Source organism: Bradyrhizobium sp. 172 (genome assembly GCF_023101065.1).
GTDB classification, from domain to species: Bacteria; Pseudomonadota; Alphaproteobacteria; order Rhizobiales; family Xanthobacteraceae; genus Bradyrhizobium; species Bradyrhizobium canariense_D.
This window is the reverse complement of record NZ_CP064701.1, coordinates 5,231,920-5,252,470: the sequence shown is the minus strand read 5'-3', so window position 1 is coordinate 5,252,470 and position 20,551 is coordinate 5,231,920. Positions and strand designations below refer to the sequence as shown.

At 64.6% G+C, this 20,551-nt stretch carries 19 protein-coding genes; 13 read left to right on the top strand and 6 right to left on the bottom strand.

From position 1 onward, the window contains the following. The first annotated feature begins 302 nt into the window (after positions 1–302). From IVB07_RS25390 to IVB07_RS25340, 11 genes are all read left to right on the top strand, one after another. Complete coding sequence (locus IVB07_RS25390; protein ID WP_018458584.1) at positions 303–2,432, top strand: acetate--CoA ligase family protein; 2,130 nt, start codon at positions 303–305, stop codon at positions 2,430–2,432. 61 nt (positions 2,433–2,493) lie between these two features. Beyond that, positions 2,494–3,336, top strand: a complete 843-nt coding sequence (locus IVB07_RS25385; RefSeq protein ID WP_018458585.1) for an IclR family transcriptional regulator — start codon at positions 2,494–2,496, stop codon at positions 3,334–3,336. Between the two features lie 103 nt (positions 3,337–3,439). After that, positions 3,440–4,408 carry a tripartite tricarboxylate transporter substrate binding protein gene (locus IVB07_RS25380; protein ID WP_018458586.1) on the top strand — a complete coding sequence of 323 codons (969 nt, stop codon included), beginning with the start codon at positions 3,440–3,442 and terminating at the stop codon, positions 4,406–4,408. Beyond that, entirely contained in the window at positions 4,405–4,890 is a 486-nt protein-coding gene (locus IVB07_RS25375) for a tripartite tricarboxylate transporter TctB family protein (RefSeq protein WP_018458587.1), read from the top strand. The genes IVB07_RS25380 and IVB07_RS25375 overlap by 4 nt, the downstream gene beginning before the upstream one ends. Further along, positions 4,890–6,389, top strand: coding sequence for a tripartite tricarboxylate transporter permease (locus IVB07_RS25370; protein WP_018458588.1), 1,500 nt, complete (start codon positions 4,890–4,892; stop codon positions 6,387–6,389). The genes IVB07_RS25375 and IVB07_RS25370 overlap by 1 nt, the downstream gene beginning before the upstream one ends. A 52-nt stretch (positions 6,390–6,441) precedes the next feature. Continuing rightward, positions 6,442–7,242: an NYN domain-containing protein gene (locus IVB07_RS25365; RefSeq protein ID WP_018458589.1), complete on the top strand. Its 801-nt coding sequence runs from the start codon at positions 6,442–6,444 to the stop codon at positions 7,240–7,242. Between the two features lie 85 nt (positions 7,243–7,327). Beyond that, complete coding sequence (locus tag IVB07_RS25360) at positions 7,328–9,130, top strand: adenine deaminase C-terminal domain-containing protein (RefSeq protein ID WP_018458590.1); 1,803 nt, start codon at positions 7,328–7,330, stop codon at positions 9,128–9,130. Between the two features lie 153 nt (positions 9,131–9,283). Continuing rightward, the gene (gene gcl / locus IVB07_RS25355) at positions 9,284–11,074 is read left to right on the top strand and encodes a glyoxylate carboligase (protein ID WP_018458591.1); all 1,791 of its coding nucleotides are present in this window, start codon (positions 9,284–9,286) and stop codon (positions 11,072–11,074) included. A 12-nt stretch (positions 11,075–11,086) separates the two neighbouring features. Further along, positions 11,087–11,872 (top strand): hydroxypyruvate isomerase, encoded by a 786-nt coding sequence (hyi, locus tag IVB07_RS25350; RefSeq protein WP_018458592.1) that lies wholly within the window; start codon positions 11,087–11,089, stop codon positions 11,870–11,872. Positions 11,873–11,884: 12 nt separating this feature from the next. After that, on the top strand, positions 11,885–12,772 hold the full coding sequence (locus tag IVB07_RS25345) for a 2-hydroxy-3-oxopropionate reductase (protein WP_018458593.1): 888 nt from the start codon (positions 11,885–11,887) through the stop codon (positions 12,770–12,772). Between the two features lie 115 nt (positions 12,773–12,887). After that, the gene (locus IVB07_RS25340; RefSeq protein ID WP_018458594.1) at positions 12,888–13,271 is read left to right on the top strand and encodes a DUF1236 domain-containing protein; all 384 of its coding nucleotides are present in this window, start codon (positions 12,888–12,890) and stop codon (positions 13,269–13,271) included. A gap of 43 nt (positions 13,272–13,314) precedes the next feature. Here the strand turns inward: IVB07_RS25340 and IVB07_RS25335 are convergent, their stop codons facing one another. The 3 genes from IVB07_RS25335 to IVB07_RS25325 form a co-directional block, all read right to left on the bottom strand. Continuing rightward, positions 13,315–13,692, bottom strand: coding sequence for an antibiotic resistance protein VanZ (locus tag IVB07_RS25335; RefSeq protein WP_018458595.1), 378 nt, complete (start codon positions 13,690–13,692; stop codon positions 13,315–13,317). Between the two features lie 76 nt (positions 13,693–13,768). Then, entirely contained in the window at positions 13,769–14,371 is a 603-nt protein-coding gene (locus IVB07_RS25330) for a thiamine pyrophosphate-dependent enzyme (RefSeq protein ID WP_247766728.1), read from the bottom strand. 11 nt (positions 14,372–14,382) lie between these two features. Further along, positions 14,383–14,949 carry a thiamine pyrophosphate-binding protein gene (locus IVB07_RS25325; RefSeq protein ID WP_026233617.1) on the bottom strand — a complete coding sequence of 189 codons (567 nt, stop codon included), beginning with the start codon at positions 14,947–14,949 and terminating at the stop codon, positions 14,383–14,385. 278 nt (positions 14,950–15,227) lie between these two features. Here IVB07_RS25325 and IVB07_RS25320 point away from each other — a divergent pair, with 278 nt between their 5' ends. Then, positions 15,228–16,277, top strand: a complete 1,050-nt coding sequence (locus tag IVB07_RS25320) for a hydroxyacid dehydrogenase (RefSeq protein WP_018458598.1) — start codon at positions 15,228–15,230, stop codon at positions 16,275–16,277. Positions 16,278–16,462: 185 nt separating this feature from the next. Next, on the top strand, positions 16,463–16,675 hold the full coding sequence (locus IVB07_RS25315; protein ID WP_007608382.1) for a hypothetical protein: 213 nt from the start codon (positions 16,463–16,465) through the stop codon (positions 16,673–16,675). A gap of 60 nt (positions 16,676–16,735) precedes the next feature. Here IVB07_RS25315 and IVB07_RS25310 read toward each other — a convergent pair whose 3' ends face one another. Genes IVB07_RS25310 through IVB07_RS25300 form a run of 3 tightly spaced genes read right to left on the bottom strand, consistent with a single transcriptional unit; the run spans position 16,736 to position 20,452 of the window. Continuing rightward, entirely contained in the window at positions 16,736–18,940 is a 2,205-nt protein-coding gene (locus IVB07_RS25310; RefSeq protein ID WP_018458600.1) for a xanthine dehydrogenase family protein molybdopterin-binding subunit, read from the bottom strand. A gap of 7 nt (positions 18,941–18,947) precedes the next feature. Then, positions 18,948–19,964, bottom strand: a complete 1,017-nt coding sequence (locus IVB07_RS25305) for a xanthine dehydrogenase family protein subunit M (protein WP_247766726.1) — start codon at positions 19,962–19,964, stop codon at positions 18,948–18,950. Then, on the bottom strand, positions 19,961–20,452 hold the full coding sequence (locus tag IVB07_RS25300) for a (2Fe-2S)-binding protein (protein WP_018458602.1): 492 nt from the start codon (positions 20,450–20,452) through the stop codon (positions 19,961–19,963). Before IVB07_RS25300 ends, IVB07_RS25305 begins: the two co-directional genes overlap by 4 nt. Between the last annotated feature and the right edge of the window lie 99 nt (positions 20,453–20,551).

The window sequence follows — 20,551 nt, the reverse complement described above, 5'->3', positions numbered from 1 at the left end:
CTCCAGTGGGAGTCGTCTTTTACAGGATTATTAACGGGAAAGTTTTTGGCATACCAAATACCAGAATGTCAAGCTGCCTATTTTTTGCAGCGTTCTAAGGTGCGCTGCAGCTTGACAAGTTGGCTTCTGGCATACCAAATGCCATCGCCAGCCATTTTTGATCCAAGCCGGCGGAGTAATCTCGGCTTTATGCCACTCCGTTCCGCGACATGGAACAGAGCGCGGCGAATGGAAAGCATCACGGGCAGCCGCAACGCGCGCGCGCTTTGAGAACGCAAGAACCAAGGTCAAGGGAGAGCCACATGTCCAATTCCAAAGATGCCGTCCGCAAGGTGCTTGACCAGGTCAAGGCGGACAAGCGCACCAGCCTGACCGCGCCGGAAGGCAAGCTGGTCTGCGACGCCTACGGCATTGCGGTGCCGAAGGAGGGTGTGGCGAAGTCGGCCGGCGAGGCCGGCAAAATGGCCGCCTCGATGGGGTTTCCGGTGGTGATGAAGATCGTCTCGCCGGACATTCTCCACAAGACCGAAGCCGGCGGTGTCATCGTCGGCCTCAAGACGGCCGAAGACGCCGAGAAGGCCTACGAGACGATTCTCTCCAACGCCAGGAAGTACAAGTCCGATGCCAAGATCGAGGGTGTCCAGGTGCAGCAGATGCTGGCCGGCGGCACCGAAGTGATCGTGGGGTCGATCACCGACGCCTCGTTCGGCAAGCTGGTTGCCTTCGGCCTCGGCGGCGTGCTGGTCGAAGTTCTGAAGGACATAACCTTCCGCCTCGCGCCCGCGACCAAGCAAGATGCGCTGTCGATGCTCGACGGCATCCAGGCGCATGAGATTTTGAAGGGCGTTCGCGGTGGCGAGCCGGTGAACCGCACCGCGCTTGCGGATGTCATCGTCAAGGTCTCGCAGCTCGTCACGGATTTCCCCGAGATCGTCGAGCTCGATCTCAACCCGGTGTTCGCGACGGCCAAGGACGCCATCGCGGCCGACGTCCGCATCGTCGTCGACTTCGCTTACGTGCCCAAGCCGAAGCCGCGCCCGACCGAAGAGATCGTCGCGGCCATGAGCCGCATCATGCAGCCGAAGGCGGTTGCAGTGGTCGGCGCTTCAGCCGAAGACGGCAAGATCGGCAATTCCGTGATGAAGAACCTCATCAACGGCGGCTACAAGGGCGACATCTACCCGATTCATCCCAAGGCCGCCGAGATCCTCGGCTACAAGGCGTATAAGAGCGTCAAGGACGTGCCCGGCGTGATCGACACCGCGGTGTTCGCAATTCCCGCGAAGTTCGTGGCCGCGGCGCTCACCGAATGCGGCGAGAAGAAAATTCCCGGCGCGGTTCTGATTCCGTCGGGCTTCGCGGAAGCCGGCGCGCCGGAGCTCCAGGCCGAGATCGTCGAAGTCGGCAAGAAGTACGACATCCGCCTGATGGGACCGAACATCTACGGCTTCTATTATACGCCTGCCAACCTCTGCGCGACCTTCTGCACCGCCTATGATGTCAAGGGCCACGCGGCACTGTCTTCGCAATCGGGCGGCATCGGCATGGCCATCATCGGCTTCTCCCGTTCGGCCAAGATGGGCGTGTCGGCGATCGTCGGCCTCGGCAACAAGTCCGACATCGACGAGGACGATCTGCTCGCCTTCTTCGAGCAGGATCCGAACACGAACCTGATCGCGCAGCACTGCGAAGACCTCAAGGACGGCCGCGCCTTTGCGGAAGCCGCAAAACGCGTCTCCAAGAAAAAACCGGTCATCGTGCTCAAGGCCGGCCGCACCTCCGCCGGTGCGAAGGCGGCCTCGTCGCACACCGGCGCGCTCGCCGGCAACGACAAGATCTACGAGGATGTCCTGGCCCAGTCCGGCGTGATCCGCGCCCGTAGCTTGCGGCAGCTGCTCGAATTCGCGCGCGGCGTGCCGGTGCTGCCGACGCCGAAGGGCGAGAACGTGCTGATCATTACCGGTGCAGGCGGTTCGGGCGTGCTGTTGTCGGACTCCTGCGTCGACAACGGCTTGTCGCTGATGTCGATGCCGCCGGATCTGGATGCGGCCTTCCGCAAGTTCATCCCGCCGTTTGGCGCGGCCGGAAATCCCGTGGACATCACCGGCGGTGAGCCGCCGATCACCTACGTCAACACCGTAAAACTCGGCCTGACGGACGAGCGCATCCACTCGCTGATCCTCGGCTACTGGCACACCATCGTCACGCCGCCGATGGTGTTCGCCCGCAACATGGTCGAGGTGAAGAAGGAGATGGAGGCCAAGGGCTTCGTGAAGCCGATCGTCGCCTCGCTCGCCGGCGACGTCGAGGTTGAGGAAGCCGCCGAATATCTCTACCAGAACGGCATTCCGGCCTATGCCTACTCGACCGAACTGCCGGTCGAGGTCCTCGGTGCCAAGTACAAATGGGCGCGCGGAGCAGGGCTGCTCTGAGCCGACGATGCCGCTTCACCTCTCCCCGCGCGCGGGGAGAGGTGAGAACAGTCAGGTCGCGATGGGCAGGAACGTGATCCGGCGCAAATCGATCGAGCCCCGATCGCCATCGGCGGCCGATCACGACGCGCGCGACGGCGGCGTGCAGTCCGTCGATCGCGCGCTGTCGATCCTCGAGACATTGTCCGAAGACGACGAAGGCTATCGCCTCAGCGATCTCGCCGTCCGCACCGGGCTCTCGGCCTCGACCGTGCATCGCCTGCTGGCGACGCTGGAAAGCCGCCGCTTCGTGCAGTTCGACCGCGCCGAATCCAAATGGCATGTCGGCGTGCGCAGCTTCACGGTGGGCGCGAGCTTTGCGCGGCGGCGCAATTTCAGTGCCCAGGCCATTCCTTACTTGCGCAAGCTGCGTGATCTTACCCGCGAGACCGCCAATCTCGCCGTGGTCGACGACGAGTTCATCATCGTGCTGACCCGGATGGAGAGCCGCGAGATCATGCGCTCGCTGACCCAAGTCGGCGGCCGCGTTCCGATGGTGACCTCCGGCGTCGGCAAGGCGGTGCTCGCGACCTATTCCGACGAGGACGTCGGCGCCGTCATCCGCCATCACGGCATGCCACGCCTGACCGAGAAGTCGATCGTGCGGCCGAGCGACCTGTTCAAGGAGCTCGAAAAGATCCGCAAGCAAGGCTACGCGCTGGATGATGAAGAGGCCTGCATGGGCCTGCGCTGCGTTGCAGCGGTGGTCTACAACGCCTGCGCCGAGCCGCTTGCTGCGATTTCGGTGTCCGGCATGACCAGCCGGCTGACCGATCAGCGGTTACCGGAAATCGGGCAAATCGTCCGTGATGTTGCCGCCGAACTGACGGCAGCGCTCGGCGGGGCAATTCCGACGCCCCGCTAATCGGAAACCGGGGGTATGTCACTGGACAGTGTCGGCCGTTTTGGCTGATATGCGACCAAACGACACGATGCGGCAAACGTCCGCATGAGCCCGGAGACGTCCCATGTTTCAACTTCCCGCGCGCCTCGTCGGCGCAGCCGTCGCGCTGACCCTTGCGGCAGCCACGCCGGCCTTTGCCCAGCAGCTCGAGCTCAAGCTGATGGCACCTGCGGCGCCGGGCGGTGGTTGGGACCAGACCGCGCGCTCGATGCAGCAGGCGCTGGTCGCTGCCGGCGTCGCACGCAGCGTGCAGGTCACCAACGTTCCCGGCGCAGGCGGCAGTGTCGGCATCGCGCAGTTCGTCAACGGCGCCAAGGGCGACGGCAACCAGCTGATGGTCAACGGCTTCGTCATGGTGGGCGCGCTCGCCATGAACAAATCACCCGTCACGCTCGAGCAGGTGACGCCGATCGCGCGCCTCACCGAGGAAATCCAGGTGATCGTGGTGCCGGCCAATTCGCCGATCAAGACCGCGCAGGATCTGGCCGCCGCGGTGAAGGCCGACATCGCCAAGGTGACCTTCGCCGGCGGCTCGGCCGGCGGCGTCGATCACGTGATGGCGGCATTGTTCGCTGGTGCCGTCGGCGCCGACGCGAAGAAGATCAACTACATCCCGTTCTCGGGCGGCGGCGAGTCGCTCGCCGCCATTCTCGGCGCGAAGGTCACTGCCGGCATTTCCGGCCTCAGCGAATATGATGGGCAGATCAAGTCGGGCAAGCTGCGCGCGATCGGCGTGACCTCGGAGAAGCGCATTCCAGGCAGCGACATCCCGACCTTCAAGGAGCAGGGCATCGACCTCGTGATCGCCAACTGGCGCTCGGTGGTCGCGCCTCCCGGAATCACGCCGGAGCAGCGCAAGACGCTCAGCGACGCGGTCGAGAAGATGGTGAAGTCGGACGCCTGGAAAGACATCCTCAAGCAGAAGGGCTGGGAGGATGCCTATCTCGGCGGTGACGCCTTCGCCGATTTCCTGAAGAAAGAAACGGTGCGTGTGACGGACGTGCTGAGATCAGTCGGCCTGGTCAAGTCATGACCACAGGCGATCCCGTCCAGCCACCGCGGCGCATCGATCGCGCCGGCGTCGTCATCGCCGCGCTGCTCGCAGGTCTTGCCGCGGTGCTGGTCTGGGATGCGCACGGCCTGCAATCGACCGCGATGTACGGGATGGGGCCGGAAGCCATGCCGGTCGTGATCGCCTCCGGCCTCGCGCTGCTCGCGATCGGCAATCTCGTTGACGCGCTGCGCGGCAATCTGCCAGAGCGCGAAAGCGCCGATCCCGTGCCTGTGGTCTTCATCCTCGCCGGCCTTGCGCTGCTGATCGGCATCATCGGCTTCGGCGGCGGGTTCATCCTGGCGACGTCGGCGCTGTTCGTCACGACCTCGGCGGCATTTGGGCGCCGGGCTGTCCTCGTCGATTCCGCCATCGCCCTCGTGATGTCGACCCTCATTTACCTCGCGTTCGACCGCCTGTTGACGTTGAGCCTTCCGGCCGGCCCCCTGGAGCGACTGCTGTGATGGAAACTTTCGCGGCGCTGGCCCACGGCATGGCGGTCGCCGTCCAGCCGATGAATCTCCTCTACGCCCTGATCGGCGTGTTCCTTGGCACGGCCGTGGGCGTGCTGCCCGGCATCGGCCCGGCGTTGACGGTCGCGCTGCTGCTGCCGGTGACGTACAAGCTCGATCCCGGCGGTTCGCTGATCATGTTTGCCGGCATCTATTACGGCGGCATGTATGGCGGATCGACTACGGCCATCTTGATCAACACGCCCGGCGAGAGCGCCTCGATGGCGACGGCGCTCGAAGGCAACAAGATGGCCAAGGCCGGCCGCGGCGGACCGGCGCTCGCGACCTCCGCGATCGGCTCCTTCGTCGCGGGCACCATTGCCACCATCGGGCTTGCCTTTCTCGCGCCGTGGTTGGTCGATTTCGCCGTGCGCTTTGGTCCGGAGGATTATTTCGCGCTGATGTGCGTCGCCTTCGTCACGGTGTCGGCGACCTTCGGCGATTCTCCGATCCGCGGCCTGACCAGCCTATTTATTGGTCTGACATTAGGTCTCGTCGGTATAGACAAGCTGACCGGCCAGGCGCGGCTTGCGTTCGGGGTGCCCGAGCTGCTCGACGGCGTCGAGGTGACGACGCTCGCGGTCGGCCTGTTCGCGGTGGGCGAGGCGCTCTACGTCGCATCGCGCCGCCACCACACCGAAGAGAAGCTCGAGCCGGTGCGCGGCTCGCTGTGGATGACCAAGGAAGACTGGAAGCGATCGTGGAAGCCGTGGTTGCGCGGCACCATGTTCGGCTTCCCAATCGGTGCGCTGCCTGCCGGCGGCGCGGAGATCCCGACTTTCCTGTCCTATTCCTGCGAGAAGCGACTGACCAAATACCCCGAAGAATTCGGCAAGGGCGCGATCGAAGGTGTCGCAGGACCGGAGGCCGCCAACAACGCTTCGGCTGCCGGCACGCTGGTGCCGCTCTTGACGCTGGGATTGCCGACCTCGGCGACGGCCGCGATGATGCTGGCGGGCTTCCAGCAATACGGCCTCAACCCGGGGCCGCTGCTGTTCGCCGAGCGGCCCGACCTCGTGTGGGGCCTGATCGCGAGCCTGTTCATCGCCAATTGCATGCTGCTGGTGCTCAATCTGCCGCTGGTTGGCCTGTGGGTGCGGCTGCTGGCGATCCCGCAGCCGTGGCTCTATGCCGGCATCCTCGTGTTCGCGACCATGGGCACCATCGCCGCAAAGCCGTCGGTGGTCGAACTGTCGATGCTGGCCGGCTTCGGCGTGCTCGGCTTTCTGATGCGGCGGTTCGATTTTCCGATCGCGCCCGTCGTGGTCGGCCTGATCCTCGGCCCGATCGCCGAGAGCCAGCTGCGTCGCGCGCTCGCGATCAGTCTCGGCGATCCCATGACGTTGCTCCAGAGCCCGATCTCGGCGACGCTGCTTGCGCTGGCGTTCATCGCGCTGCTGGCACCCTTCGTGCTGAAAGGGATGGGACGCTTCAAGGCGAACGAGGACTAGCCATTCCGCCGCGAGCGTCTTCTAATGTTACGTTCATCTCGTGGGAAAAGTCATGCCGTCAGAGCTCCGTTCGCCCCGTCTCGCTGTCCTGATCGATGCAGACAATGCTTCGGCAAAAATCGCCGATGGGCTGTTCGACGAGATTGCCAAGATCGGCGAGGCCAGCGTTCGCCGCATCTACGGCGACTTCTCCAATGCCAGGTCGAGGGGCTGGGCCGACATCCTGTCCAAACACGCCATCATCCCGCAGCAGCAGTTCGCCTATACGACGGGGAAGAATGCCTCCGACATCACGCTGGTCATCGACGCAATGGACCTGCTTCACAGCGGCCGGTTCGATGGCTTTTGCCTGGTGTCGTCGGACAGCGATTTCACCCGTCTGGCCGCCCGCATCCGGGAGCAGGGCATCGACGTCTTTGGGTTCGGCGAACAGAAGACGCCGGAGAGCTTCCGGCAGGCCTGTCGAAGGTTCGTCTACACGGAGAACTTGCTTGCCGCCCCAGCGAACACCCAGGACGCCGCCTCGAGATCGACGTCGCTTCAGCCGCTCGATGCCGCAACCCCCATCATCAAGAAGGTCATCACCCAGATGGAAAGCGAGGACGGCTGGGTGACGCTCGGGGAAGTTGGCCGCCAGCTCGCCAATCTCGCGTCCGATTTCGATCCGCGAACGTTCGGCTTCCGCAAGCTGAGTGACCTCGTGCGCAAGACGAATGCGTTCGAGATTGACGAGCAGAACGGGAGGTCGATGCGGATTCGGGTCAAGCCCGCTGCCGCACCGGCCCCGCGACGACGGAACTCGCGCAGACCTGCGAGGCCAGCGGCGGCAGGCGCTTCTCCGCCTAAAGCGTAAGCAGAGCCTGCCGTTATATTTGCGCTTGCCCGGTCGGGCGCAGGGCGTAACCATCGCAGGGCCATAACGCCACGCGAGGGTTCTGATGACCAGACTTACCCGCTTCGCCGTCGCACCGCTGCATTCGATGACCCGGCGTCTCGCCGATGTGGCCTCGGCGCGTGTCGCGCCGGATCTCGTCGTCACCGGCGCGCGGGTGCTCTCGACCTATTCGGAGCGCATCCTTGCGAACCGCGAAATCTGGATCACCGGCGGCCGCATTGCTGCGATGAAGCCGGCCGGCGCTGCGAAGAATGTCTTCGGCGACGTGCCGGTTTACGACGCGGCGGGCGGCATCATCGCGCCGGGGCTGGTCGACCCGCACATCCACATCGAATCCTCGATGGTGACGGCCTGCGCCTATGCCGAGGCCGCCCTGCTCAACGGCACCACCACAATCTTCTGCGACAGCCACGAGATCGGCAACGTCATGGACGTCGTCGGCGTCGAGGCGATGCTGGAGGACGCACGCGAGGCTCCGCTCTCGATCTTCCTGACGGTGCCCTCGACGGTTCCTGCGACTTCGGCCGCACTGGAGACTGCGGGCGGCGATCTGACGCCCGACAAGATCGCCGGCCTGTTCGACCGTTGGCCGGAAGCCGTCGGGCTCGGCGAGAAGATGGATTTCGTGCCTGTCACCATGGGCGATGAGCGAAGCCACGCCATCCTCGCTGCCGCCCTGAAGCGCGGCCGGCCGGTGTCCGGCCATATCTATGGCCGCGACTTCGTTGCGGCCTATGCGGCGAGCGGCATCACCGACACCCATGAGGCGATCGACCGCGACATCGCCGACGATCTGCTCGATGCCGGGGTCTGGGTGTTCCTGCGCGGGGGACCGCCGACCACGCCCTGGCACTCGCTGCCGCAGGCGATCCGGACCATCACCGAGCTCGGCGCCTCGCACAAGCGCACGGCCGTGTGCACCGACGATCGCGACGCCGACGATCTCCTGCTGTTCGGTCTCGACTGGGTGGTGCGCGAAGCCGTGAAAGCAGGGATGTCGCCGGAGCAGGCCTGGTCGATGGGCTCGCTGCATGGCGCGACGCGCTTCAACATGGACAGCGATATCGGCGGGCTCGGCGGCGGGCGCCGCGCCGATCTGGTGCTGATGGACGACAATCTGAAGCCGCAATGCACCTGGTATGGCGGCGAACTCGTGGTCGAAAACCGAAAGATCACGCCGAAGCTCGAGCAGGCGCTGTCGCAGCGCTATCAATATCCGCAGGCGGCCTATGCGACGGTGAAGCTGCCCGAGAAGGTCAAGCTGACGCCGGAGCTGCCGGCGAAGGCCTGCACTGTCAACGCGATCAAGACCGCGTTGCCCGGCATCACGCTGATCCATGAGAAGATCGCGATCGAGCCCGCAAAGGACTGGCCCTCACTGTTCGCCCGCTACGGCCTATGCTTCGTCACGGTGGTCGAACGCCACGGCAAGTCGGCCGGCAATGTCGCCTACGGCCTGTTGAAGGACTTTGGACTGAAGCGCGGCGCGGTCGCCTCCAGCGTCGGGCACGACAGCCACAACATCATCGTTGCCGGCACCAACGAGGCCGATATGCAGGTCGCGGTCGCCGCCATCAAGGAGCAACAGGGCGCCGTCTGCCTCGTCGCCGAGGGCAAGGTGAGGGCGCTAGTGCCGCTGCCGATCGCTGGGCTCTTGTCCGACAAGCGCGTCACGGAGGTGGCGGAAGAAGTCAAGGCGCTGAAGAAGGAATGGGCGGAGGCCGGCTGCACCATCCCCTACATGGGTTTCAATCTGATTCCGCTATCGGTCATTCCGGAAATTCGTATCACCGACAAGGGCCTCGTGCTGGTGCCGCAGATGCAGCTGGCGCCGCTGTTCGAGTGATCGCTTTCACGGATATCTCGATCTAACCGATTGAGACCGCCACGTTTTTTCCGCGGCTGCCGCATCGTGGAAAATAAAATCGATCTCGTTGAGTGAAGCCCTCGCGGGCCCGATGATCTCGCTCAAGCCAATGCAACTCAAGCGAGGTCCGATATGGCGAAGATGCGAGCCATCGATGCTGCCGTGCGAATTCTGGAGAAGGAGGGCATCTCGACTGCCTTCGGCGTTCCCGGGGCCGCGATCAATCCGCTTTACTCGGCGCTGAAGAAGCGCGGCTCGATCCGCCATATCCTGGCGCGCCATGTCGAGGGTGCCTCGCACATGGCCGAGGGCTATACGCGGGCCAAGGCCGGCAATATCGGCGTCTGCATCGGCACCTCGGGGCCGGCCGGGACCGACATGATCACCGGGCTCTATTCCGCGATCGCTGATTCCATCCCGATCCTCTGCATCACCGGGCAGGCGCCGCGCGCGCGGCTCTACAAGGAGGATTTCCAGGCCGTCGACATCGAGTCGATCGCAAAGCCCGTGACCAAATGGGCGGTGACGGTGCGCGAGCCGGCGCTGGTGCCCCGCGTGTTCAGCCAGGCGTTTCACGTGATGCGCTCGGGAAGGCCCGGCCCGGTGCTGATCGACATGCCGCTCGACGTGCAGCTCGCCGAGATCGAGTTCGACGACGAGACCTATGAGCCATTGCCGGTCTACAAGCCGACCGCGACCCGCAAGCAGGTCGAGAAGGCGCTGGAGATGCTCAATGCGGCCGAACGGCCGCTGATCGTCGCGGGCGGCGGCGTGATCAATGCCGACGCCTCGGATCTGCTGGTGGAATTCGCCGAGATTGCCAACGTGCCGGTCGTGCCGACGCTGATGGGCTGGGGGGCCATCCCCGACGACCACGTGCTGATGGCCGGCATGGTCGGTCTTCAGACCAGCCACCGTTACGGCAATGCCACCATGCTCGAATCCGATTTCGTGCTCGGCATCGGCAATCGCTGGGCCAACCGCCACACCGGCTCGGTCGAGACCTACACCAAGGGGCGCACCTTCGTGCATGTCGACATCGAGCCGACGCAGATCGGGCGCGTGTTCAATCCCGATCTCGGCATCGTCTCGGACGCGAAGGCCGCTCTCGAACTCTTCGTCACCGTCGCCAGGGAGTGGCGCCGGTCCGGCAGGTTGCGCGAGCGCCAGGCGTGGCCCGCTGCCTGCCGCGACCGGAAGAAGACAATGTTGCGCAAGAGCCATTTCGATAACGTCCCGATCAAGCCCCAGCGCGTCTACGAGGAGATGACCAAGGCGTTTGGCCGTGACACCTGCTACGTCTCCGTGATCGGCCTGTCGCAGATCGCCGGCGCGCAGTTCCTGGGCGTCTACAAGCCGCGCAACTGGATCAATGCCGGGCAGGCGGGCCCGCTCGGCTGGACGCTACCCGCGGCGCTCGGCGTGCGCGCGGCGTGTCCGGATCGTGATATCGTCGCGCTCTCAGGCGACTACGATTTCCAATTCCTGATCGAGGAGCTCGCAGTCGGGGCGCAATTCAATCTGCCCTACATCCACGTCGTCGTGAACAATTCCTATCTCGGCCTGATCCGCCAAGCCCAGCGCGGCTTCGACATGGACTATCACGTCCAGCTCTCGTTCGAGAACATCAACGCGCCCGAGCTCGGCGGCTACGGTGTCGATCACGTCGCTGTCGCCGAAGGGCTCGGCTGCAAGGCGATCCGCGTCACCGACCCGAAGGACTCGCAGGCGGCGTTCGCGACCGCGCGCGAATGGATGGCCAAGCATCGCGTGCCCGTGATGGTCGAGTTCATCCTCGAACGCGTCACCAACATCGCGATGGGCACGGAAATCGACAACATCGTCGAATTCGAGGAGGTGCTGGATCTGCCGCTCGACGAGGTCGCGACCGCGCGGCCCGGCGTGCTGCAGCCGGCGGAATAGGGAGATAGCATCATGCCGAAATTCGCCGCCAACCTCACCATGCTCTTCAACGAAATGCCGTTCGTGGACCGCTTCGCAGCGGCCAAAGCAGCGGGCTTCGGCGGGGTCGAGTACCTCTTCCCCTACGAATTCGACAAGGCGCAGCTGCGCGAGCAACTCGACGGCCATGGGCTGACGCAGGTGCTGCACAATCTGCCGGCCGGCAATTGGGCGGCGGGCGAGCGCGGCATCGCGATCCTGCCTGATCGTATCAGCGAGTTCAGGGACGGCGTGTTTCGCGCCATCGACTATGCCAAGGCGCTCGATTGCGAGCAGCTCAACTGTCTCGTCGGCATCGCGCCTGCGGATGCCGATCCGCGTGAGCTCAACGAAACGCTGGTCGGGAATCTGCGCTTTGCGGCGTCGACGCTGGCGCGGGAAAACATCAAGCTGCTGATCGAGCCGATCAACACGCTCGACATCCCCGGCTTCTTTCTGAACGGCACCGAGCAGGCCGTGCAGCTGATCTCCGAGGTGCGCTCGAACAATCTGTTCGTCCAGTACGACATCTACCACATGCAGATCATGGAGGGCGACCTCGCCCGTACTATGCAGGAATACCTGCCGCAGATCGCGCACATCCAGCTCGCCGACAACCCCGGCCGTCACGAGCCTGGCACCGGCGAGATCAACTATCCCTTCCTGTTCCGCCATCTCGACGCGATCGGTTACCGCGGCTGGGTCGGCTGCGAATACAAGCCGCGCACCACGACGCTGGAAGGCCTGTCCTGGCACGCGGCGCAGACGTTCGAGACCTGAGGAAACGTTGACATGATCGACATCGGCTTTATCGGACTTGGCACCATGGGACGGCCGATGGCCGGCCATCTTCTGACCGCAGGCCATCGCGTTCTCCTGCACGATGTCGGGCCGGTCGCGCCCGGGCTGATCGCGGCCGGCGGCGTTGGCTGCAAGTCAAGCAAGGAGGTCGCGGAGGAGGCGGATGCGGTCATCATCATGGTGCCGGATACGCCGCATGTGGAGGCCGTGCTGTTCGGCAAGGACGGCGTCGCGGGCGGCATTTCCAAGGGGAAGATCGTGGTCGACATGAGCTCAATCTCGCCGCTGGCGACCAAGGAGTTTGCGAAGAAGATCGAGGCGCTCGGCGCGGATTATCTCGACGCACCGGTGTCAGGCGGGGAGGTCGGTGCCAAGGCGGCAAGCCTCACCATCATGGTGGGTGGCCCCGAGCGCGCCTTCAACACCATGAAGCCGATCTTCGACCGGATGGGGAAGAACGTCACCCGGGTCGGCGCCAATGGCGACGGCCAGACGACGAAGGTCGCCAACCAGATCATCGTCGCGTTGACGATCGAGGCGGTCAGCGAAGCGCTGCTGTTCGCGTCGAAAGCCGGTGCGGATCCGGCGCTGGTGCGGCAGGCCCTGATGGGCGGCTTTGCGTCGTCGCGGATTCTCGAAGTGCATGGCGAGCGCATGGTGAAGCGCAATTTCGATCCCGGCTTCCGCATCGAGCTGCATCAGAAGGATCTCAACCTCGCGCTTGAAGGCGCCCGCGCGCTCGGCCTGTCACTGCCAAGCACGGCAGTGGCGCAGCAATTGTTCTCGTCTTGCACCGCACATGGCGGCAAGGGTTGGGATCACTCGGCAATGGTGCGTGCGCTGGAACTGATGGCGCGGCACGAGATCGCCGCAGCCTGAACTGTTACCAGGTAACAGTCTCCACTTGTAGTTCTGCCTAGATCCGGCGGGGAACCGGAACAATGATCCGGCCCCGCGGTTGAAGGCGCACAACAATCACTGGAGACATAAGCACATGAAGACCCGTCTTGCGATTACGTTCGCTGCCGCGTCGCTGCTGGCGTCGAGTGCAGCCTTTGCCCAGTCGACGACCGAACAGGGCGCCAGGGACGGCGCTCGCGCGGGCGGCGACATCGGCGGCCCGGTCGGAGCGATGGTCGGTGGTACCGTCGGTGCGGCGGTCGGCGCTGGTCTGGAAATCCCGAATGCGATCCTCGGCGGAATTCCGCGCGATGATTCCGTCGTGGTCCACGAGCGCGTCGTGGTCGGCGAGCCACTGCCGCCGACCGTGGTGCTGCGGCCCGTGCCGAACTACACCGAATATCGCTATGCGGTCGTGAACGATCGCCGCGTGATCGTGGAGCCGCGCACGCGCCGCGTCGTTAAGATCATCGACTGATCGACCGGAGCGTGAGCTTTGAAGAGACGGGCCCTGCGGAGCGTCACTCCGCGGGGCCTTGACTCGTCAGGGCCGGATTTGCGCGAAACCGCGTCATGGCCCAATCGGCGATGGCCGCCAGCGCGAAACCGATGCAGGTGGTGCCGGCATCGACCAGAAAGTCCTCCAGCCGCGCATGCCGTCCCGGTGCCCAGAATTGCATCAGTTCCAGCAGGCCGATCAGCACCACGGCGATCGCTGTGGCCGACAGGCGGCGGCGCGGATAGGCGAGGCCGAAGGCTAGTCCCACCAGGACGAAGGCAAGGGCATGTTCGCCGTCCTGGCCAAGGTCGGAATGGGGCCGTAGGCCTGGCGGGCCGAGGGTTGCAAAGGCGACGGCGGCGGCAAGCAGCCAGGCAGAGGAGCGAAGCAAAATGGACATCCGCACCGCTTAGCACGGATTGCAGCAGCCTGCCGAGGCGCCAGGATCAGATCGCCGTGTAGTTAATGACGAACCGTTAAAGTGGCTCGCGCACGCCAAGGCCGTGCATGAAGCGTTCCCGGATTTGTACGGGATCGCGTCGGGTGGCGCCGACGCCGGGCTTGTCATCGATGCGGACGGCGATCAGGCTGGGCTCGCCGGCCGACATGGCTTCCTCGACCAGACGCTCGAAATCCGCCTCGTCCGCGGCCCAGGCGCTGTTGGCAAGCCCGAAGCCGGTTGCGATGGCGACGATGTCAGCCACGTTCGCGGCCGGTGTCGGCTGCGCGCCCGTGATCTGGTAGATGCCGTTGTCCATCACGATCATGATGAGGTTCTTCGGCTTCAACGCCGCGATCGTCGAGAGTGCGCCGAGCTGCATCAGCAGCGAGCCGTCGCCTTCGAGCGCAAAGACGCGCCGGTCCGGCTGCGCCAGCGCCACGCCCAGCGCGATCGGGAAGGCGAGCCCCATGCTGCCGAGCATGTAGAAATTTTGCGCACGGTGGCCGGCGGCCCAGAGGTCGAAATTGGTGTTGCCGATGCCGCCGATCACGGCTTCCTCGTGCTCGAGTTTCGCGATCAGGCGCGAGGTGACGTCGAAGCGGTTCATCACTTTGGTGTTGCGCACGTCTGTATTCATTTGGGCCGGACTCACTTGTCGAACACCTTGCCGCCCGTGAGCAGCGGGTTGAGGATCAGCGCGACTGGCGCCTGCGTCGTGACGGCCTGCTTGATCGAACGATCGGCAATGAATTCGAGCTCGTCGAGCCGGGTGATGGTGTGATGCTCCAGCGCCAGCGAATCCAGCACCGGACGCATGGTGCGGCAGACCAGTGACTGGCCGTAGTTGAACTCGCCGAGCGTGCCGCGCTCGGACACGAACATGATAAGCGGAATCTGGTAGGGCACCGCGAGCGAGGCCAGCACGTTGGCGAGCGTCGCAAAGCCTGAGGTCTGCATCAGCACCGCACCGCGCCGTCCGCCCATCCAGGCGCCCGAGACGATGCCGACGGCCTCCTCCTCGCGGGCGGTGGCAAAGGTGGTGAAGAACTGATCGGCGTGCAGGTTCTTGATCAGCGGCGTCAGCACGCGGTCGGGCACGTAAGGGACGAGGCTGATCTCATTCCGCTTTAAGGTTTGCAGGATGATGCCGTGCCAGCTCTTGTCACTGGAGGTCTGCGCCGCCTCGGACGAGGTTTGTTGCTCCGCAATCGGCATTGCGTTCTCCCTTCGGCCGCGCATGCTTCTTGGTCTTTGCCATTGTCTTAGGCGTCGTCTTAGCCCTTGTCTTGGCCGTCGCGGCGGTCTGCCGAACTTGACGCAGGCAGCGGGATTGTCAACATGTCCGGACTGCACCGTGATCTGCGCCAGACGGCCTGCCGCAGCCGGTGCCGCCGTGTCATAAGCGGCAACAACAAGAGAACGGAGGAACGCATGACAGGAGCGCGCGAAGCGCTGGCCCTGCGGATCTCCTGGAGAAAGCCGGAAGGGTCCTGATGTCCGTCAACAGCAAGCGCGTCTTCTACGTCAAATATCTGGCCAATCCGATCTATATCGACATCCTGAAGGCGCGGCCCGACGTCCGGCTCGATCGCATCGAGAACGAGAGCCCCGAGGAATATTTCGCGCCGATCATCGAGGCGGCTCATGTCTACCAGATCGGCGCCGCCCGTGACGAACTGGCCCCGCACTTCCATGTCGATGCTGCCTTCCTGAGGCGCGCGCCGAACCTGCTGCTCGTCTCCAGCAACGGCGCGGGATTCGATCCTGTCGATGTCGAGGCTTGCACCGATGCCGGCGTGCTGGTCGTCAACCAGTCCGGCGGCAACGCCCACTCGGTCGCCGAGCATGCGCTGGCGATGATGTTGACGCTGTCCAAGCGCATCATCCAGTCCGACCGCAAGCTCCGCAGGGAGTCCAACGTCAACCGCAACGAACTCGTCGGCAACGAGATCGAGCACAAGACCGTCGGCATCGTCGGCCTCGGCAATGTCGGTCGCCGCATCGCCGCGCTGTGCAAGGGCCTGTTCGGCATGAAGGTGCTGGCCTACGATCCTTACCTCACGGCCGAGGTGATGGCCGAGCGGGGCGGCGAGAAGGTCGAGCTCGACGAGCTGCTGCGCCGCGCCGATTTCGTCTCCATCTCCTGCCCGCTCGACAAGCGCAGCCGCAACATGATCAGCGTGCGCGAATTTGCGTTGATGCAGCCGCATGCGTACTTTATCACCACGGCGCGCGGCTTCATCCACGATGAGGATGCGCTGCTCCAGGCCTTGCGCGAGAAGCGCATTGCGGGCGCCGGTCTCGACGTCTGGTCCAAGGAGCCGCCGCCGCCGGAGCATCCGCTGCTCCAGCTCGACAACGTGCTGGCGAGCCCGCATACCGCGGGCGTCACGATCGAGGCGCGGCAGAACATGGGCCGCATCGCGGCCGAGCAGGTGCTGGATACGCTCGATGGCAAGCGGCCGCCGCGCATCATCAATCCGGAGGTCTGGCCACGCTATGTGGAGCGATTCAAGCAGGCGTTTGGTGTGACGCCGGCGTAGTTGACAGTCGCTCTGTCCTTCCGGGGTGCGATGCTCCTGCTGCCCAATGTCCCGGTTAGCGCTACGCGCCACGGAACGATCGGCGGGGGGAACCGCGCCCGACTTTGATCCGTGTCAAAATCTCCCTCCCGGATTCCGCCTAAATGGGATAAGAGTGAGCGCCGCCGGGGCAGGCAGGAGGTCCCATGTCAACTTATGTGGTCAGGTTCATGAAGGACGTGCTCGGCCAGTACGGCCGGCAGATCGAGGTGTGCCAGGGCACGCTCGAGATCGACGCTTCCGACGAGGACGAAGCCAGAGAGCGGGCGAAGGCGAGGTTTTGCGAGGATCAGGCGTTGCACCACTGGTCGCTGCATGCCGACCGCATCCAAGTCAGACCGGCTGACTTTCCCTCGTGAGGCCTGGCGGCCGGGCGCCGTGAGGTGACGCCGGCGCCGAGAGGGGACTGCTGCACCGTCTCAGTCGAGCAGCTTGTCCAGTGTGATCGGAAATCGACGGATGCGTTTGCCGGTGGCGTGATAGACGGCGTTCGCGATCGCGGCGGGAACGCCGACGATGCCGATCTCTCCCAGCCCCTTGATGCCGAGCGCGTTGATGTGCGCGTCCGGCTCGTCGACGAAGATCACGTCGATGTCGTGAACATCGGCATTCACGGGAATGTGGTACTCGGCGATGTTCGCGTTCATGATCCGCCCGAAGCGGTGATCCATCACCGTCTCCTCGTGCAGGGCCATCCCAATCCCCCAGACCACGCCGCCCATGATCTGGCTGCGGCCTGTCTTGGTGTTGAGAATCCGCCCGGCCGCGACGGCGCTCACGACCCGCGTCACGCGAATGACGTTTAGCTCTTCGTCCACCTTGACCTCGGCGAAGACGGCCGAGTGGGTGTTACGCGCGTGCTTCTTGTCCTCGCCGAATTGATTGAGCTTTTCCTTCTCGATGCGTTCGACGCCGCCGTGACGCATCGCGTCGGCGATCGAGACCGCGCGGCTGTTGTTGCTGGAGCTGGCAATGCTGCCGTCGGTCAGCACCGTATCGGCTAGCTCGGCGCCGGCGAGCGGCGAGCCTGGCATCTTCCCGGCCAGGCGTAACAGTTCCTTGCGCACTTCCTCGGCGGCTGCGAGCACCGCATGCGCGCTCGAAGCGGCCATCCAGGAGCCGCCCTCCACAGGCGCCTGCGGCAGACTGGAATCTGCGAGCCGGACGCTGATGTTCTCAATCGGCAGGCCGAGCGCATCGGCTGCGACCTGAGCCACAATGGTGTAGGTGCCGGTGCCGATGTCGGATGCGGCGCAGGACACCTCGGCATGTCCGTTCGACGTCAGCACGATACGGACGGCGACCGGCATCTGCAGTGCTTCCCACACACCCGTCGCCATGCCCCAGCCGATCAGATCCTTGCCGTCGCGCATCGAGCGCGGCGCAGGATCGCGTCTGCTCCAGCCGAAGGCGTCCGCGCCGCGCGCGTAGCATTCGCGCAACTGCTTGCTGGTGTAGGGCAGGTTTTCGCTCTGGTCGCGATCCGAGTAGCACTTCAGCCGCAATTCGATCGGGTCGAGCTTGAGTGCGACGGCGAGCTCGTCCATCGCGCATTCCAGCGCGCAGACGCCCGACGCAGCGCCCGGTGCGCGCATGTCGCAGGGGGTGGAGACGTCAAGGTGCACCAGCTTGTGGGAGAAGCGGCTGTTCGGGCTCTTGTAGAGCTGTTCGGCCCAGCCGGTATCGTTGCGGGCAAAATCCTCATAGCGCGAGGTGACGGCAATCGCCTCGTGCGTGACCGCGTCGAGGGCGCCATCGGATCTTGCGCCGAGCCCGACGCGCTCGATGGTCATCGGCCGGTAGCCGAGCCCGTACATCTGCTGCCGCGTCAGTACGACGCGAACGGACCGCTTCAGCGCGAGCGCGCCGAGTGTTGCCAACACCACCTGATATTGCGGCCGCAAGCCGGAGCCGAAGGCGCCGCCGACGTACGGCGAGACCACGCGAATGTCGTCCGGCTTCTTGTCGAACACGCTGCAGAGAAATTTGTGGACGTTCTGGACGCCTTGGGTCTTGTCGTAGATCGTGAGCTTGCCATTGCTGTCCCAGACCGCCGTGGTCGCATAGAGCTCCATCGGGTTGTGATGCTCGGTCGGTATCACGTAGTCCGCCTCGTGGCGCACATCAGCTCCCGCAAGGGCGGCTGCGGCGTCGCCCCGCGGTTTATGCGGCTCGTTCTTCTCGGCGGCGTTGCTGCGTTCGCCTTCGAGGTCGGTTGCAAAACCATGCTGCTCATATTCGACCCGCACGAGCGTCGCGGCGAATTTCGCGGTTTCCCAGTCCTCTGCGACGACAAGTGCGATCGGCTGGCCATTGAACTTGATCTTGTCATCATAAAGCGGACGGAAAGGCGAGCCTTCCTCGGGCGCCACCTCGTCCTTCCACGCCTCGTCCTTGTCGGCCAGCGGCGGACGGTTCGCATGCGTGAGCACGTTGAGTACGCCCTCGACCTTCAACGCCTCGCTCGCGTCGAGGCGGGCAATGCGCCCGCATGGAATGATGGCCTCGACCACGAAGCCATGGAGGAGCTTGTCGGCTGGAAATTCGCCGGCGTATTTGGCGGCGCCGGTGACCTTGGCCCGGCCGTCGACACGCGACGTTGGCGTTCCGACATAAGCGTTCATGGGGTCCTCACGCGATCTTCTTGTGCGCCTGAGATTGCGGCGTGGCGTTCGCCGCCTGTGTCAGCGTCCGCACGATGGCGCGGCGTGCGAGCTCGACCTTGAAGCCGTTATGTGAGCGGGCTGTTGCTCCCTGGAGCAAGAGATCCGCGGCGTGCGAGAAGTGATCGGGCGTTGCGGCCTGGCCGCGCAACGTAGCTTCGGCCTCGAGGCTGCGCCAAGGCTTGTGAGCCACGCCGCCGACCGCCACGCGTGCCCCGCTGATCGCTTTGCCCTCCAATTCGAGCGCGGCGGCAACCGAGACCAAAGCAAAAGCATAAGACATCCGGTCGCGAATTTTTAGATAGCTGTAGTTTTGAGCAAAGCCGCGCGGCGGAAGCTCAATCCCGGTGATGATCTCGCCGGTGCCGAGATTGGTATCGACATGAGGCTTGTCGCCGGGCAGCCGATGGAGATCGGTCAGCGCGATGGTGCGTTCGCCGGAGGGACCCGCGATGTGCACGAGCGCATCGAGCGCGGCGAGCGCCACGCTCATGTCGGATGGATTGGTCGCGATGCAGGCGGCGCTCGTGCCCAGGATCCCATGGTTGCGGTTCAGCCCGTCCATTGCCGAGCAGCCGCTGCCGGGATGTCGCTTGTTGCACGGCGTGGCCGTGTCATAGAAATAAGCGCAGCGCGTTCGTTGCATCAGATTGCCGCCGACCGATGCCATGTTGCGCAGTTGCGCCGAGGCGCCGGCCAGGATGGCGCTGGCGAGCAGGGGATAGCGCTGCTCGATCAATGGATGATAGGCGAGGTCCGAGTTCGGCACCAAGGCGCCGATGCGCAAGGACCCGTCGGGCGTCTCTTCGACCTTGCGGAGCGGCAGGCGGGAAATGTCGATCAGCCGGGAGGGGCGCTCGACATTCTCTTTCATCAGGTCGATCAGATTGGTGCCGCCGGCAATCAGTTTGGCGCCGGGACCGGCGGCGAGCAAGCGGATGGCGTCGGCGACATCAGTGGCTCGAGCGTACTGGAAGTTGTTCATGGCTGGCCCATTGCCTGCTGGATGGCGGCGACGATGTTTGGATAGGCGCCGCAGCGGCAAAGGTTTCCGCTCATCAGCTCCCGGATCTCGTCGGTATCTTTGGCACGGCCTTCGGCGAGCAGTCCGGCCGCCGAGCATATCTGTCCCGGCGTGCAATAGCCGCACTGGAAGGCGTCATGGTCGATGAACGCCTGTTGCAGGGGATGCAGCGCGCCATCCTTGGCAAGACCTTCGACAGTCGTGATCTCCGCGCCGTCCTTCATGACGGCGAGCGTGAGACAGGAATTGACGCGCCGGCCGTCCACCAGCACCGTGCAGGCGCCGCACTGACCATGGTCGCAGCCCTTCTTGGTGCCGCTCAGTGCAAGATGGTCCCGCAAGGCATCGAGCAATGTGGTCCATGGCACGAGATCGAGCGTGTGACTGACGCCGTTGACGACAAGATGGATCGGAATGCGTTCGGAAATCTGATGCGTGACATCGCCCATGTCCTGCTCCCTGCGACGGCGACCGTGCCGGACGTCAGCCGTGTTGACGCGGGGGCACGCCTCCGCCGGCCAATAGCGCCCAACGGACCACCGACCGGT